The organism is Pedobacter sp. MC2016-24, from assembly GCF_015223055.1.
Lineage (GTDB): Bacteria > Bacteroidota > Bacteroidia > Sphingobacteriales > Sphingobacteriaceae > Pedobacter.
Map to the genome: position 1 here is coordinate 56,903 of NZ_JADFBX010000014.1, position 17,137 is coordinate 74,039.

The following is a 17,137-nucleotide window of genomic DNA, read 5'->3' on the forward strand; positions in this document are numbered from 1 at the left end:
TTAAATAAAAGCAATATGTCAACGTTAAACTTTGAAAATGAATACTTTAAAGGTATCGGAAAGATCGGTTATGAAGGCTTGGAAAGCGACAATCCTTTAGCTTTCAGATGGTACGATGCCAAAAGGGTAATTGCGGGTAAAACCATGGAAGACCATTTACGCTTTGCGGGTGCTTACTGGCATTCTTTCTGCGGTAACGGAGCCGATCCTTTTGGCGGCCCGACACATCTTTTCCCATGGGATGTAAAAAGCGATCCGATTGAACGTGCGAAAGATAAAATGGATGCAGCTTTTGAGTTTCTAACCAAAATGAATCTTCCTTACTATTGCTTTCATGATGTAGACGTTGTAGATCATGGTCAGGATGTGGCTGAAAACGAACGCCGCATGCAGGTTATGGTTGATTACGCCAAAGCAAAACAAGCTGCAACAGGAATTAAATTACTTTGGGGAACGGCAAACCTGTTCTCAGACCGTAAATATATGAACGGTGCTTCAACCAATCCCGATTTTCATGTACTGGCTCACGGTGCTGCACAAGTGAAAACTGCTTTAGATGCAACCATTGCACTTGGTGGCGAAAACTATGTATTCTGGGGTGGGCGTGAAGGTTATATGAGCCTGTTGAATACCAATATGAAACGGGAGCAGGAGCATTTGGCTAAGTTTTTACATACGGCCAAAGACTATGCCCGAAAAAATGGTTTTAAAGGTACATTCTTTATAGAGCCAAAACCTTGTGAGCCAACCAAACATCAATATGATTATGATGCGGCAACGGTACTTGGATTTTTACAACGTTATGATTTGCTGAACGATTTTAAGTTAAACCTGGAAGTAAACCATGCTACTTTAGCCGGACATACATTCCAGCATGAACTTCAGGTTGCTGCAGATGCGGGTATGCTGGGTTCTATCGATGCCAACCGTGGCGATTACCAGAATGGCTGGGATACCGATCAGTTTCCAAACGACATCAATGAAATTACTGAATCGATGCTGATCATCCTGGAAGCTGGTGGTTTACAAGGTGGCGGTATCAACTTCGATGCAAAAATCCGCAGAAACTCTACCGACAGGGAAGATTTATTCTATGCACATATCGGTGGAATGGATTTGTTTGCACGTGCCTTGGTAACGGCAGATAAAATCCTGACACAATCTGACTTTAAGAAAATCCGTTCTGAACGTTATGCCTCATTTGACAGTGGCAAAGGTCAGGAATTTGAAGCAGGTAAGCTGAGCCTGGAAGATTTGCGCAACTATGCCGTTGAACAAGGCGAACCTGCAACCATCAGTGGTAAACAGGAATTGCTGGAAAACATCATCAATAGATACATTTAGCAGATCAAATCGTACAAAAAAAGCCGTTCATTTTTATGAACGGCTTTTTTTGTAATGGCTATTTATCTTATTTAACCATCATATCTGCTGTCACCTGTGTAGCTTCTTTCAGATAAACATCAGTACTCAGGCCTTTTATCCATTCTTTAAATTTGGTGCTTTTGGCCTCATCAACCGGATTCGCGGTCGTGTTGGTATTCGAAGCAGTTAAACCACTCAATTGTAGTTCCTGACCTTTCGGTAGTTTCTGCAGGTTTTTCAATTCATCGGATTTAATTTTAAGCGAGTCTTTTCTAAGCTTGTAATTCGCCATGCTCAGGTCATACCTGCGCTCATTATTTTTACCAAACCAGTCGATATCACTTGTCATTTTGCTGAATGTAGGATCCTTTTTTAAGCGGTCATTGGCCATTTTAATAATCCCATCTTCGTTTATAACGCCAGGAGGATAATTGAAATCAACCGCTGCAATCTGATCCCATTTCAAAGATTCTACTTTATCTTTTTCACGAAGCTTCATGAAATCATAAGGGTCAGGCAAAATGATGTCTGGAACTACGCCTTTGAGTTGTGTAGAGCCACCATTTACACGGTAAAACTTTTGGATGGTTAACTTAATAGCGCCAAATTCCTTAGCCGGAGTAGTCGCCGTTGCCGGGATATTCAATCCGTAGGTCGTTTGAACTGTTCCCTTTCCATAAGTAGAAGTACTTCCCATGATGATGCCGCGTTTGTAGTCCTGAATCGCTGCGGCAAATATTTCGGAAGCCGAGGCGCTTAGTGCATTGACCATCACCACAAGCGGACCTGCATACAATTGTGCTTCATCATTGTCACGCAATACCTGAGGATTGCCTGTACGGCCTTTTACCTGTACCATTGGCCCGTTTTTAATAAACAAGCCCAGCATTTTTACAACTTCCTGCAATGACCCGCCACCGTTATTGCGCAAGTCAAGGATCAATCCTTCAATGTTTTCTTTTTTAAGGTTAACCAGTTCTTTAGCTACGTCCGCTGCACAATGTGCACCATTGGCATTTTTAAAGTCGGCATAAAAACCCGACAAATAGATGTATCCGATCTTTTTTCCGTTGTTGTTAATCACCGCACTTCTCGCCAAAGCATCTTCCTGTACAATTTCATCGCGGATCATGATCACCGTTTTTTCCGTACCGTCAGCTTTCTTCATCAGCAAACGGACCTCCGTATTTTTATCACCGCGGATAAGTTTAACCGCATCACTCAGGGCCATTCCGGTAATGTCTTCCATCGGGGCCGATCCCTGACCAACTTTGAAAATGATGTCGTTCACATCGATCATTTTGCTTTTCCAGGCCGGACTTCCAGGTTCCAGACTCGTTACTTTGATTAAGCCGTCTTCTTCTTTAAGTCCAGCACCAATACCGTAAAACTTGCGGCTCATGCTTTCGTCAAACGCACGTTTATCGGCCGGTGGCATATACGTCGTATGCGGATCTACAATCTCCGTAATGCTGTTCAGAAATAGGGCAAACTGTTTGTCATCGGCTAGATTCGACTTTAACCGTAAAAACGTTCTGTCAAATTGCTTCTGTACTTTTTCACGTGATTCTTTTTCCAGCTCTGCATCTGTTTTCTTCCGTAATGGATCTGCAGCAGCACTGGCACTACGTTGCGCCTGCAATGACAACAGGTTGTCCAGTACACGGTATTTCAATTCATCTTTCCAGCGCTGGTTTAATGCTGCCGGACTGCCCGCAAAATCAATAGAATCCGGCTCCAGCAGGACTTTGTCACTTTTGCTGAAATCAAATGGTTTTTGCAGGTTCTTAATGTATCCTGCTTCCGCTTCGGCCAGGCGTTTGTTATAAATGGCAAGGCAGGCCGAATAAAAGGAGATTGGTGCTCCATTGATTTCATCATCTATCGTGGTCTCATACTTTTTAAGCTGCTCAATATCCGACTTCAGAAAAACCTGTTTGTTGGGATCCAGAAAGCTGATGTATTTTTGCCAAACCAGTCTGGAAAAATCATCGTTTATTGCAATGTTATTGGTGTGGGCCTGGCTAATGGCCATTCTGATCAAGGTTAGCAATTGCTGTTTGGATTCCGGATCGCCAGGGCCTGCGCTTTTGAATGCAAGCGTTGTCGAAAGGAACAGGACAGGAAGTGCTATCCACTTAAAAAGTTTCTTCATTGTATCGTTTTAGTTTTAATTATTGAATGATAAGGTCGGAGATGGCAAATATATAGGTAGTTATCCGGATTTTAAAAAACATGAGGCTTCACAGCGGTTAAGCAACTAAACTGTTACGTGGTTCAGGTTGCTGGTGTTTAAGGTCTAAGCATCCAGGCAATAAGAATACCGTAAGATATTCCTGAATTTCTGAAATGTTTACGAAGATTTTTGAGTGCTTCTACCAAATGGTTGTTGACCGTGTTTTTGGAGATGTTGAGCTGGGTGGCTATTTGTTCGTGTGTAAGCCCTTCGTATCGGCTTAATTTAAAGATCAATTGTTGCTGTTTGGGTAATTTAGATACTGTTTGTTCAGTAAATTCTTCTAAATCTGCCAACAGCACAGCGTCTTCAGTTTCGTTGTGCGCCTCAGTCAAACTCAGCCATAGTTTTTCCCTTGCCGCTCCTGCAGTTGCGGCATTGCGTAAAATATTTAAAGTCAGTCGGCGGGCAATGGTATACAAATAAGGGCCTAAGGGATATTTGGGGTCAAGCTCCAATCGGTTTGTCCAAAGGGTAATTAAGGTTTCCTGTACAATTTCTTCACACAAAGTCCGGTCTTTTAGAAAACGCCAGGCAAAACTATAAAGCTTTGTTTTATAGGTGTTGAATACAACAGCGAATACAGGCTCTTCGCTATTACGCAAACCTGCAACAAGCTTGTCTTCGCTAATTATTTCTACAGCCATTGTTGATTTTTAGGAATAATAGAAAAATATTTTCAATTCGACTAGTTATATGTGGGCGCTGCCGTGTATTACCAGTATGAAACGCAGTAAATATATGATTAATAACAATAATGGATAAGCAGTCTATACATAATTTATTAGTTGATTATGTAAGTAATCAAGTTGATGCCGATGGATATGAAAAGCTGATGGATTTGATCTTGGCATCCAGTGAAGATGCCGAACTGTATAGCTTTATGGAACGTGTATGGAACAGCAGGGATATTGCTCATCCTTTTTCGGAATTGCAATCGAAATTATTATATCAGCGGATTATACGGGATAAGCGTTTTTCCGATCCTAAAATTCAAGCAATACCTGTTGTACGTAAACTCTGGTATCGGGCAACCATAGCTGCCGCAGTTCTGGTCATCCTTTCGATAGGCGCTTTCTTCTTTGTACAAAGGACAGCAGTGCTGAAGCACGAAAGTGACCATTTAACAGCCAACGACATCGAGCCCGGAGGTAATAAAGCCATACTGACGCTCGGCAATGGGCGTAAAATTATATTAAATGATGCAGGGCTTGGTACGCTTGCCGAACAGGGAGGGATTACCATTTCAAAAACTGCTGACGGGAAATTGATTTATAATCTGGCTGCTACACCGGATGCTGTGGCTAAAGGAAAAACAGATCGCAAGGACATCTATAATACCATTGCAACACCTAAAGGGGGGCAGTATCAGGTAAATTTACCTGACGGGACTTCGGTTTGGTTAAATTCAGCTTCTTCTTTAAAATTTTCCACCGCATTTAAATCTCAGCATAAAAGAGAAGTTGAGTTGACTGGAGAGGCTTACTTTGAGGTTGCACATGATCAGAAAAAGCCATTTGTTGTCGTCACCAGAGGACAAGAGGTAGAGGTGTTGGGGACACATTTTAACATCAATAGCTATGCTGATGAACCGGAAGTGAAGACAACCCTGGTTAAGGGTCGTGTCCGTGTTTCTCCAACGCAAAAGGGGCACAGCATAAAATTGAATCCAGCTATACTAAAACCTGGCGAACAAGCCGTTCTTACGGCAAATGAAATGACGTTAAAAACCGTAGATTTGGAAAGTGTCATCGCCTGGAAAAAAGGATACTTTCTCATGAAAGACGAAGATATATTTAGTGTCATGCGTAAAATTGAAAGGTGGTACGATGTCGAAATTGTTTATGCCGGAGATTTTAGCGGCAGTACGTTCGAAGGATCGGTATCCCGTTTTAAAAATGTATCTGAGATCCTTAGGAAATTTGAATTAACCGGAAATATGCACTTTAAAATAGAAGGAAGGAGGATTACCGTTATGCCATAAATTTACTTAAGCATAGGGTAACAAAAAACCAGGAGCGATTCGACCCACTCCTGGCAATAGTAGGGTTACCCGACAATATTGTATTCAGACAACCATATCAACTAACCCAAACTACTCAAATGTATGAATTTTTACATTCAATTGAGGTATAGGCGCTCGTCTTGTACTTCAAAGAAACCCGTGTTTTCAACACAAACGATTATGCGAATTAATCTGACCTGTTTGCTACTCCTCCTCACACTGTTACAAGTAAGTGCAGGTGGATTTGCGCAGAAAATAAGTTTGTCAAAAAATAACATCACCTTACAACAATTGTTTAAGGAGATTAAGACCCAGAGCGGATTTGATTTTTTATACCAGCCTCAGGATTTAAAAAATGCAAAACGCATAGACATCAATGTCAAAGGTGCCGAGTTGAAAAGTGTGCTCGACGATGCCTTTTCCAGACAACCATTGGTGTATTCCATTGATCAGAATACGATCGTAGTCAGAAAGAAAGGTAAAACCATTTTTGGAACGATTGAGGATTTTTTTAAGAAGTTTAACATTGCCGGGAGTATCATAGACGACAAAGGTAATCCCCTGGCTGGTGCGACCGTCCGGTTAAAAAATTCAAACAGAACCGTAGTAACGAATGCAATGGGTAAATTTCAGCTTGCAGATGTAGATGAAGGGGCTGTACTGGTTGTTTCTTTTATAGGTTATAAAACCAAAGAAATCGTCGTCGGTAAATCTGTTTCTATAACCATTGTTCTGGATGTGCTGTCATCAGAATTAGAAGCTGTATCGGTGGTGAGCACCGGATATCAAAGCTTACCAAAAGAGCGGGCCACCGGTGCAATCAATGTGATCTCAGGCGACCAGCTGGATAAACCAACCACAAATATCTCGCAGCGATTGATTGGTACTACGGCAGGCATGCAGGCTACACTAGATGCAGATGGTAACCCCAGGTTTGAGATTAGGGGGCAAACCAGTTTAACAGCCAATGCCCGCCCACTTGTCGTGGTAGATGGTTTTGCCATCCAGGGCGACTTCAATACCATCAATCCAAATGACGTTGAAAGTGTCACCATTTTGAAAGATGCAGCAGCAGCTTCGATCTGGGGAGCAAGGTCTGCCAACGGTGTAATTGTAGTCATTACAAAAAAGGTAAAAAAAGGAATTCCATTGCGGGTGAACTTTTCTGCTTTCACTAAAATTTCAGGAAAATTAGATCTGGATTATGTAAACCCCCTGGCTTCCTCAGCAGAAACCATAGATTATGAAATGAAATCTTTTGGTAACTGGAGTGCACAAATCAATTCCGGATCCCTGGCAACAGATAATGGTAAAGCATGGTCTCTGGGTACAACAGCCTTAAGTGAGTATGCTTTAGGCTTCATTACGCTGGCTCAGCGCGATGCACTTTTAGCTAAGTACAAAACATTAAGCAATAAAGATCAGATCAGGGACGAACTATTAACCAGTCCCGCTGCCCAACAATACAATTTGAATCTCTCGGGTTCTACAAGTAAGATGAGTAATAATTTATCGCTGCTATATGAGGACACCAAGTCCAATTTTAAAGGCACAAATGATAAAAAATATAACTTTAATTATAGGGCCAATGCTGAAGTATTCAAATGGCTGGAATTTACTTTTTCTGCCATGGTAAATTACAATAAAATTAACAGCAGTGGAGTCAATTTATCCGATATTCAAGGCCTTTCTCCATATGAAATGCTTAGAAATGATGATGGGTCTCTTACAAATATAGCTAGGTATTACACTCCGATTATTGAACGTTTTGTCCCTACGGCCTTATTTCCGTATGCAGACTGGAGTTATAATCCCATTCAGGAGATTGCCAACAGGAAGGTTACTGCTGAGCAGTTGAACACACGTTTGCAGACCGGTCTGAGGTTTAAAATTTTAAAGGGTCTTTCTTTCGATACCAAACTGCAATATGAACTTTTCAATACCTCCAATAAGGCGATCAATAACGAGAATACTTTTGCCGTAAGAAACGCAGTAAACACCGCCGTAACTTGGGACCAGGTGACCAACAAGATCACTTTAAATTTACCTAAAGGCGGAACGCTTACCCAGAGCAGGGCCAGGGCGGAGACCTATAATTTCAGGAGCCAGATCAATTTTGACCGTAGGTTTAATGAAAAACATGAAGTGAATTTTGTAGGCGGATCGGAGATTAATAACATCGTATCCGAAAACTTTGGAAATCCGACTACTTATGGCTTTAATGAGCAGACTTTAAGTGTGGGGACTTTTCCTAACGGTCCGGGTGGAACATTTTTCCCAATTAAAAACTGGTTGGGCAGCAATCAAACCTTTGGGTATTCCAACAGTTATAGCTACAGCACAGACCGTTACCTCTCTTTATTTGGAAACGCTGCCTATACATATAATAATAAATATACCATCTCAGGTAGCATCCGTACCGATGCCTCCAATCTCATCACCGATGATCCATCTTACAGGTATGCACCTTTTTGGTCGGCAGGTTTCGGTTGGCAGTTGAGCAAGGAGCCCTTCATAAAAGATGTAATCTGGGTAGACAGGCTAAATGTGAGAGCAACTTATGGATATAATGGAAATGTAGACAGGAGTACTTCTTTCAGGCCATTGATTGCGATGGGTGCCATTCCAAATACTTATACCGGTGATGTTACCGCTACGGTTTCCAGCTTTGGTAATCCAACTTTGAGATGGGAAAAAACAGGAACATGGAATTTGGGTCTGGATTATTCCTTGTTTCATGGAAAACTATACGGAAAATTAGATGTGTACAACAAATCAGGTAAGGATTTGATTGCCACCTTATCTATCCCGGCCGTAAATGGTACCACCAGCCAGAAATTAAACAATGCTGAAATGACCAATAAGGGAATTGAACTGGAATTGGGTACCATGCAGCAGCTGAAAGATAATGACATTGTTTGGCGTGGAAATGTGAATTTCTCCTACAATAAAAATAAGATTACCAAATTGTTTGTCGCAAACTATGCCGCATCTACACTGGTTGGCGGTGGCACAGGAGCCTATGTTGAAGGTCTGGATGCCAATACGCTATGGCGTTTCCGGTATGCAGGTATGCAAAACGGACAGCCTATGGTTACCGGAGCAGGAGGGGCTTTGTATGATTTTGGCGCCTTTACACCAGGCGATGGAAGGGATTATCTGCTAAATATGGGTACTGCTGTTGCCCCTTATACGCTTGGATTCATCAACTCTTTTAAAGTGTATGACTTCGATTTTTCATTTGTAGTAACCGGTAAATTCGGGCACAAGTTTCAAAGAATGGGTTTTAACTATCCACCAACCTGGACAGGAAGAGTATTGCCCAACAACAAATTGTCTGAGGTGACCAATGGTAATCCGAATGAGATTGTTCCCTTGCCACAAAACCTGATTGAGCCGAGGTATTATTTCTGGGACAGGTTTCACCAGAACCTGAGTTATCTGATCGAAAGTGCCTCACACATTAGGATGCAGGAAGTTAACCTCAGCTATAATGTCCCTCAAAAAGTCTTGTCTAAAATAAAAATGAGCCGTTTGCAGGTATTTGCTCAGGGAAATGATCTGTTTACCCTGGTTGCCAATAATGCTGGCGAAGATCCTGAATATAGAATGGGGACGTTAAAGCCTCAGCCAAGGGTTTCATTGGGTTTCAAATGTGAATTTTAAAACTAAAATCATGAACAATAAACATAGATTCCATATCAGATTATTGCCTTTAGTGGCAGTTGTTTTCTTATTTGCTTCATGCAAGAAATTCTTGGAAGAAGCTCCTTCTAAAACCAGTTCTCTTGTGGTAAAAACAACAGCGCAAATTGATGCTTTATTAAACAATCAAAACAGCTTTTATACCGAAGGAAACCGCACAGCGATTTATAGTACCGATGATTTCGGCCTCACTACCGATCTGTATAATGGTGGCCGCGGGGTGTTTTCAAGTATGGCTGGCATTCAGTTTACCTATTGGGATACACAATACCTTCCGGACGATACCAGGGAAGGATTTTGGAGCGGGGAATATAAAAAAATATTTACCGCGAATCTTGCACTGGTTAACCTGGATAAAGTTACGGGAACTGATGCTGAAAAATTAATCATCAAAGCAGATGCCCATTTCATCAGGGCTTACAGTTACTGGGTATTGGCAAATACCTATTGCCTCCCGTATACAGAGCAGAATAAAAATGAGCAGGGCTTACCCATTAAAACCAGTACCAGTTTTGAAGAGCCTTTAGCCCGTCAACCTTTAGACAAAGTTTACGCATTGATCGAGGCTGATTTAGCAGAGGCTTTAAAAACACCACTATCCTTAACGCAAAGTGGTAAACCAAGACATTGGAGAGCTAGTAAAGCAGGTGTCAATGCTTTTGCTGCACGTTATTACTTAAACAGAAACAACAATGCCAAAGCAATTGAATACGCTAATGCTGCACTTGCAGATTACAATGTACTGGTGGATTACAACACCGAAATGAAATACGGAAAAGACCAGTCCATCACCATCAATTCTGGTACACCAAATGCCCAGACCCTGATTTTAAAATATCCGTATACCCACGATAACCAGACCGATCAAACCGATATGATCGGATGGAAAGAATTTTTGTATTATCGCATGTTATCTCATGAATCCTGGTGGTACATTCCCAGTGCCGATTTGTTAAATCTATATGATAAGACCAATGACCTGAGGTATGTATATCATATTGTGGAAGGATATTCCTATGATCGTGGCATGTCTAAACCTGCTTATGATTATCCAGGTTATATTTTCTTTTTCAAAGACAGGATCCCATCCGGACCAACGGTGGCAGAAGTATTATTAACCAAGGCAGAAGCACAAGCCCGTTCTAATGACCCCTCTGGCGCAATGAGTACTCTGAACATACTCAGGGCAAAACGGATGAAGCCAGGACCATGGGTGAACCTTGTCGCTTCAGGTAAAGATGACGCCATCAAAAAAATCGCTGAAGAGCGAAGACGTGAATTGCCATTCACGCAGAGGTGGTTTGATATCCGCAGATATAACAATAATGATGATCCAAATGATGATGTGACACTGACAAAATCATTTTATCCATTTAATGCTTCTACTGTATTATTTAATGAGCCGGTCAAAACGTATAGTTTACCAAAAAACTCCAGACGCTACGCCGCACCTGTTCCGCGTACTGAAATCATTTCGAGCAATGGGGCCATTGAACAAAATACTTATTAACTGAATTTTTCAGGCTTTTAGGATTTTTTTCTAAAAGCCTGTTTACCATTAAAACTTATAATTATGATTTTGAATAGACTAAACACCGCTGGTTTGCTCATAGCAACCTTATTATTTTTCCATTCGTTTCAAGGAATCGCACAACGTGGCAAAACAGAAGTCGTTACTGATCCCGCTCAGCTGGCTAAACTGAAAGCTGCTGTTGAAGCAAGTATAGATAGTCCAAAAGTACACCAGGCTTACATCAAAGCCATGGGCACAGAAAACCCACAGTTGGAAAATGAATATGCACATTGGATGAGCAAGTATCCAAAATCAGCAATGGTTCCATACGCCATTGCAAAAGCTTATCTGGACGAGGAGAGTCCGAAGGCAAAGCCGTACCTGTTGAAAGCAGTAGCGCTGGATCCCAAATTTACAGAAGCCTGGGGCGGTTTATGGCAAGATGGGGAACGTTGGGGTGATTTTACGGTGTCACGTGCGTATCTGGCTAAAGCGGCAGCTTCAGATCCTTCCAATCCAAATTATGCATTTTATTATGCTTCTTCATTCGGTGGCATTGACGAAACGAAATGGAAACAGATGAGTGTCGATGTGGCTAAGCGCTTCCCCAATCATGAACGTGGTGCACAAGCTTTATACTGGCTCGGCGCGCGATCTAAAAAAAATGCCGATAAGCTGAAGTATTTTGAACTGTTGTACAACAGTTATGCACCTGAAAAGTTCAACTGGTCTTCAAGTGGCATGTCTTCCTACTTCAATGTCCTGCTTTCAGAAAATCCTAAAAAAGCGGTAGTACTGGCGCAGGAAATGGCTAAAACTGAAAAGGGCGAACGGAAAGAATGGCCGGCCCTGGTTCTGCAGGCACAAACCGTAACCAAAGCCAAAACATTAATCGATCAGAAAAAAGGAACCGAGGCGCTGGCAGTATTAAAACAAATCAAGTTAACCAGATATTCATCGTTTAAAACGGGGTTAACCTTATTAAAAGCCCAGGCTAATGACATTGCTGGCCAGACAAGCGCAGCTTACGATAGCTTACTGGTTGATTTCTCAAAAAGTCCTTCTGTGGTACTTAAAGAAGCGATATCCGGTTACGGCCTTAAACTTGGTAAAAGTGAGGTCGGTATCACTACCGATATCTGGAAACAATTGGATCTGGTTGCTAAAGTTGCTACACCATTTAACGGCTTAAAGCGCTATCTAACACCTGGCGAAGCTTCTCTTGCGGATTATAAAGGCAAAGTTGTTTTGCTCACGTATTGGTTTCCTGGCTGCGGTCCATGCAGAGGTGAATTTCCACACTTTGAAAGTGTAGTTAAAAAATTCAAAGGCCAGAATCTTGAATACCTCGGTATCAATATCGTATCCAAACAAAACGATTACGTAGTTCCGTTTATGAAAAGCAGTGGCTATAGTTTTACGCCATTGGAAGATGTAGAAGGACGTATAAAAGGAAACCTGGATAACCGGAACGCTGCGCCAATGAATTTTCTGATCGACCAAACCGGCCGACTGATCTTTTCTAATTTCCGGACAGATGGGGATAATGAGGACGATCTGGAGCTGATGATCAATACCATACTTTCACATAAAGCCTAAGTATTTTGTGACACATTTTTGCATGCGTTTTTAACCAAAAACCTAAAATGTAAACAATTGCATAAACGCCTGAAAAACAATAATTAAGGTTCTTGGTGCCTATGCTGTAAGTACGGAATGAATACAGCTTAAGTACAGGGCTTCCTTACTTCTGCTTTAGCTCTTCCTTGCCCCTGCTTTACCCTAAGGGTAAGGAAGGGGTAAGGGTGGGGTAGCGGGGGGGTAAAGCAGGGGTAAAGCGGGTCTGTACTTAAGCTGTATTCATTCCGTACTTTTCCTACAGTCATGCTGGTGCTGACTATTATTTAAACGAAGGGTGTTTTGAGTCTGATTGTACCGGTTTGGTTAGTTCAATTAAAACTTGATGTCTTTTCTTGTAATGTAAATCCACCAACCACATGCCCAGAACGTAAATTACCCAAAATACAGGTAGGGTAAAAGCGAGTAGCAATACATAGCCATGTCTGCCCAGAGCCAGATCGCCAAGCGACCAGTCAATCAGGTTGTAAGTTCCGAAATAGATTGTATAAACCAATGGAGGAATGAGCAGGTTTCCGATGGCCAGGCTCCAGTTATAACCTGGTTCCTGCAATGTCCGGTGTTTCCTTGTTCGTTTAAAATGAAAATATACCAAAGCAAGGAAAGCGAGGGCGGAAACACCAAGAGGATCAAGGAAGAGTAAAACTGCAGAAAAAATCGGGACCACAGGTTTGAGGTTAATCCGCAGATCTGCAGTTGGTATATTTTTTAAGGTCCAGATGAGATGATCAGCATCTTTGCCGTCCGGATTTCCGATAGATGCATCTTGGAATTTGTATTTTTCCGGAAGTTGCAGGTTGATATGAATCGGGCCGAAAGATTTCCAGTATTTGGAAGGGAACAATGCGTATTCCAGTCCCAGATTTCTTGTAAAACCAAAATTATTGGTTTCAATTTGGGCATCATAAGTCACTGTAATTGTGTTTTGTCCTTCCTTAAGCCTCGTGACAAAATAAGCGAGATCATCAGCCCGAACCACGGTGGATTCTTTCTTTTCATAATGAACCCGGACATATTCATCCTGGTAAGGTTCAATAAAACTAAAGGTTTTGAATTCTCCGGTTGAATTTTTTTTCGGTCGGGTAATGGAAACAGGCTGGCCGTTTACCGTAACAATGGGATCGTTAAACAGGTTTGATGCAATGAACAATAGGGGTAAAGTAATTGCTGAGGGGCTGTTTAGCTCATATTTAATTTGATACCTGGCCAAATATCCATCATCCTGAATGATTTTAATGTTGATGTTCTCCTTCAACACGTCAATTGCTTTACTGGAAAAAAGAACAGAGTGTTCGCTGCCATCATTATAGGGTTTGGCCATATTGGCCTGGGCAATGGCAAAATTTAGCGATAATAAAAATCCCAACAGGTATCTGATCATGTTTATCATAGGTTTGACTCCCAAAAAGTACAAAAAATAAAGAATGAAATTCGGTAAACAATAGAATAAATTAAAAAGCCGTACTTTTGCCAAAAATAAAAGCAATTGGGAACTCTATTAGATTTAGGTATTAAAGGATATAATAATTACGGTACGCACCTTAAGCAAAAGTATAAAGGACAGCGTGTGTTTAAAGTAATTGTTGACGGGGGCTTTACCTGTCCGAACCGCGATGGCAGTAAAGGCTATGGTGGTTGTACCTATTGTAATGTAGATTCGTTTACCCCAGAGTTGTCGAGAAAGCTGCCTACCATTCGTGAGCAGCTGGAGCAAGGCATGGAAAGAGGTAAAGGCTTTTATAAAGCTGATAAATTTATTGTGTATTTCCAGCCCAATACCAATACTTATGCCCCGGTACATTATTTAAAAATGATGTACGACGAAGCACTTTCGATTAATCCTGAAGATGTGGTTGGTTTTTCAGTAGGTACGCGGCCAGACTGCATCGACGCAGAGAAGGTAGCCTTGCTGGAAAGTTATGCCGACCGCTACGATGTTGATCTGGAGATGGGTATGGAATCAATTTATGATGAGACCTTAAATCAAATCAACCGCGGCTGCAGTCATGGTGAGTTTGTAGAAGCGGTGAAATTGCTTGAAAACAGTAAACTGGATCTTTGTGTACATACCATTTTTGGTTTTCCATGGGAAACTGAAGAAATGATGTTGGGTTATATTCATGAGATTAACCGTTTTCCTCAAATCAAATTTGTGAAGTTTCACCACTTGCACATTGTGGAAGGTTCGATTATGGGTGTCAAATACAAGAAAGAACCTTTCAAATTGTTTTCTCTGGAAGAATATACCGATCTGTTGTGCAAATTAATTCCACTGTTGAGACCAGATATTGTGATTCAGCGATTGTTTGGGATTTCGGACTGGGACCTGCTGATCGCACCCAACTGGGGTTTAAATAAATCGGCTATTCAGACTTATATTGATAAGGAAATTGAACGCAGGGGTATTGTACAGGGAAGTGCTTATGTTTCTGTAGCGGAATAAGCGCCAAATAATTCGATCACTTTCTTTTTTCTGTAGCTGAAAATCTGCTGCAATTTGCTGGCAACGTATACACTGTTGGCTACTTGGCCAAATATGCCCATAGGTAATCCGTAAGTTAACAGGTCTAGCATTTCCGTACCGCCCTCTACTGCTTTAAAGTGGTGTTGGTGGTGCCAGAACTTGTATGGACCGAATCTTTGCTCGTCAATAAAGTATTTTCCTTCTACCACCTGGGTGATTTCAGTCATCCAATCCAGCTTGATGCCCAATGCAGGAGATACCTTGTAGGTAATGATCATGCCAGGATACATCTTTTCTATGGTATTCAGGTCAGATGTTACCGTAAATGCCATGTCTTCGGGCGTTATTTTAGCCAGGTTGAGCGGAGAGGAGAAGAAATCCCAGGCTTCGGCCAGGGAAATGGGTAATTTTTGACTGAAATTAAGCTGATAAGATCTCATGATGTGAATGCTATTGCACAAAAGTACAACATCCAGATTTAGCAATTGTTTTTTTACTCCAGATTATATAGTTGTGCTGGTTTTTTAGGTTTTGTCCTTTTGTGTTTACATTTTTCTTTGATTTTGTGTGATTTTTACTTTTTTATCAAAAAAATAGCTGTGTTTTTAATGTAAATCTTGTAAATATTTAAAATATGCATCCTGTTTTTAATATATTTCTATAGTTTTTGTATTTTTTTGATGAAAATTACAACGTTTTCGTTATTTTATTTTGTTGTAAATATTATTTATTGGATTTAATTACTAGATTTATCAAATAAAATCAAACAAATTAAAATTATAACAAGTAAAATTTAAAATTATGGCAAAAGTTTTATTCAAACAGTGGGGTCCATTTGCAGTTTTAATGATAATTGCAATTTTGGCTCTGTTTATTCCCTTACTTCCTAACTTTGATGAGGGAAAATACAACGCAGCTGATGTTGCCTTTGTATTAGTATGTGCAGCATTGGTATTTTTGATGACTCCTGGACTCGCGTTCTTTTACGGAGGTATGGTTCATCGCAAAAATATCCTTTCTACCATGATCAAAAGTGTGGTGGCTGCCGGTGTTGTTACCGTGCTTTGGGTAGTTGTAGGATTTAGCCTGGCATTTGGAGATACCATTGGTGGTTTTATTGGAAACCCTTCCACGTTTTTCTTTTTCCAGGGTGTAAATTCAGGTCCGGCCTGGGGTACCATACCACTGTCATTATTTGCTGTATTTCAATTGATGTTCGCCATCATTACACCAGGTTTGGTGGTTGGTGCTGTAGCTGAGCGTATCCGTTTCACTTCTTATATCTTATTTATTGTATTGTTTGCGCTGTTTGTGTATTCACCTTTGGCACACTGGACCTGGTCGCCTGATGGCTTCCTGTTAAAAATGGGGGTGCTTGATTTTGCTGGTGGTACAGTAGTACACATTTCGGCTGGTATGGCTGCTTTAGCAGGGGCATTGGTTTTGAAACGTAGAAAATCACACATCGAACACCGCGAAGTACCACCTGCAAACATCCCTTATGTATTGATCGGTACAGGACTGCTGTGGTTTGGTTGGTTTGGTTTCAATGCGGGTTCAGCTTTGGCTGCAAATAGCCTGGCGGTATCTGCGTTCTTAACCACTAACATTGCAGCAGGTGCTGCTGGATTGTCATGGATGTTCTTTGATGTTTCCAGAGGTAAAAAACCATCTGTACTGGGCTTTTGTATCGGTGCAGTAGTTGGTCTGGTAGCCATCACGCCTGGAGCAGGTTTTGTAAGCATCCCTTCCAGTATCTTCATCGGTGTAATTGCTGCTGTTATTTCCAACCTTGCAGTATCCTGGAAACAAAAAACAAGTCTGGATGATACTTTAGATGTGTTCCCTTGCCACGGTGTGGGCGGTATCGTGGGTATGTTGTTAACTGGTGTATTTGCTACTAAAACAGTAAATCCTGCTGGTGTAGACGGCTTGCTGTATGGCAACCCTGGTTTTTTCCTGACACAGTTAAAAGGTGCAGTGATCGTAATCGTATTCAGTTTTGTAATGTCATTTATCATATTCAAACTGATCAACCTGGTACAACCGATCCGTGTAACTTCTGAAGAAGAAGAAGAAGGCTTAGATGCGAGTCAGCACAATGAGAAATATTCTCAAGGTACTTTGATCCTTGCGACAACCGGCGAGGAGATCGAGAACGAACTATAATAACCTAAACCACCTAAATTTTCAACCTCAACCAAACTAATT

General features: G+C 41.3%; 11 protein-coding genes. 7 read left to right on the top strand and 4 right to left on the bottom strand.

The features are described from left to right. Window positions 1-15: 15 nt before the first annotated feature. Window positions 16-1,344: a xylose isomerase gene (xylA, locus tag IM797_RS22875; RefSeq protein WP_194129529.1), complete on the top strand. Its 1,329-nt coding sequence runs from the start codon at window positions 16-18 to the stop codon at window positions 1,342-1,344. Window positions 1,345-1,411: 67 nt separating this feature from the next. Here the strand turns inward: xylA and IM797_RS22880 are convergent, their stop codons facing one another. Together IM797_RS22880 and IM797_RS22885 are read right to left on the bottom strand one after the other, a co-directional pair. Continuing rightward, a complete protein-coding gene (locus tag IM797_RS22880) occupies window positions 1,412-3,520 on the bottom strand; it encodes a carboxy terminal-processing peptidase (protein WP_194129530.1) in 2,109 nt (702 codons plus the stop codon). A gap of 137 nt (window positions 3,521-3,657) precedes the next feature. Next, window positions 3,658-4,248 (bottom strand): RNA polymerase sigma factor, encoded by a 591-nt coding sequence (locus tag IM797_RS22885; RefSeq protein ID WP_194129531.1) that lies wholly within the window; start codon window positions 4,246-4,248, stop codon window positions 3,658-3,660. 110 nt (window positions 4,249-4,358) lie between these two features. On the opposite strand from IM797_RS22885, the gene IM797_RS22890 reads away from it, so the two are divergent. The 4 genes from IM797_RS22890 to IM797_RS22905 all read left to right on the top strand — a co-directional run bounded on the left by IM797_RS22890 (window position 4,359) and on the right by IM797_RS22905 (window position 12,423). After that, on the top strand, window positions 4,359-5,585 hold the full coding sequence (locus tag IM797_RS22890; RefSeq protein WP_194129532.1) for a FecR family protein: 1,227 nt from the start codon (window positions 4,359-4,361) through the stop codon (window positions 5,583-5,585). Between the two features lie 123 nt (window positions 5,586-5,708). Next, on the top strand, window positions 5,709-9,272 hold the full coding sequence (locus tag IM797_RS22895; protein WP_194129533.1) for a SusC/RagA family TonB-linked outer membrane protein: 3,564 nt from the start codon (window positions 5,709-5,711) through the stop codon (window positions 9,270-9,272). A gap of 10 nt (window positions 9,273-9,282) precedes the next feature. Next, the gene (locus tag IM797_RS22900; RefSeq protein WP_194129534.1) at window positions 9,283-10,821 is read left to right on the top strand and encodes a RagB/SusD family nutrient uptake outer membrane protein; all 1,539 of its coding nucleotides are present in this window, start codon (window positions 9,283-9,285) and stop codon (window positions 10,819-10,821) included. A gap of 63 nt (window positions 10,822-10,884) precedes the next feature. Next, on the top strand, window positions 10,885-12,423 hold the full coding sequence (locus tag IM797_RS22905) for a TlpA disulfide reductase family protein (RefSeq protein ID WP_194129535.1): 1,539 nt from the start codon (window positions 10,885-10,887) through the stop codon (window positions 12,421-12,423). A 301-nt stretch (window positions 12,424-12,724) separates the two neighbouring features. On the opposite strand, the gene IM797_RS22910 is transcribed toward IM797_RS22905, so the two are convergent. Continuing rightward, window positions 12,725-13,843, bottom strand: coding sequence for a hypothetical protein (locus tag IM797_RS22910; protein WP_194129536.1), 1,119 nt, complete (start codon window positions 13,841-13,843; stop codon window positions 12,725-12,727). 105 nt (window positions 13,844-13,948) lie between these two features. On the opposite strand from IM797_RS22910, the gene IM797_RS22915 reads away from it, so the two are divergent. Further along, window positions 13,949-14,905 carry a TIGR01212 family radical SAM protein gene (locus IM797_RS22915; protein ID WP_194129537.1) on the top strand — a complete coding sequence of 319 codons (957 nt, stop codon included), beginning with the start codon at window positions 13,949-13,951 and terminating at the stop codon, window positions 14,903-14,905. Here IM797_RS22915 and IM797_RS22920 read toward each other — a convergent pair. Then, window positions 14,884-15,366, bottom strand: coding sequence for an SRPBCC family protein (locus tag IM797_RS22920; RefSeq protein ID WP_194129538.1), 483 nt, complete (start codon window positions 15,364-15,366; stop codon window positions 14,884-14,886). The two genes, IM797_RS22915 and IM797_RS22920, sit on opposite strands and share 22 nt — an antisense overlap. A 361-nt stretch (window positions 15,367-15,727) precedes the next feature. Between IM797_RS22920 and IM797_RS22925 the strand changes: the two genes are divergently transcribed. Beyond that, complete coding sequence (locus IM797_RS22925) at window positions 15,728-17,095, top strand: ammonium transporter (RefSeq protein ID WP_194129539.1); 1,368 nt, start codon at window positions 15,728-15,730, stop codon at window positions 17,093-17,095. Window positions 17,096-17,137 lie beyond the last annotated feature (42 nt).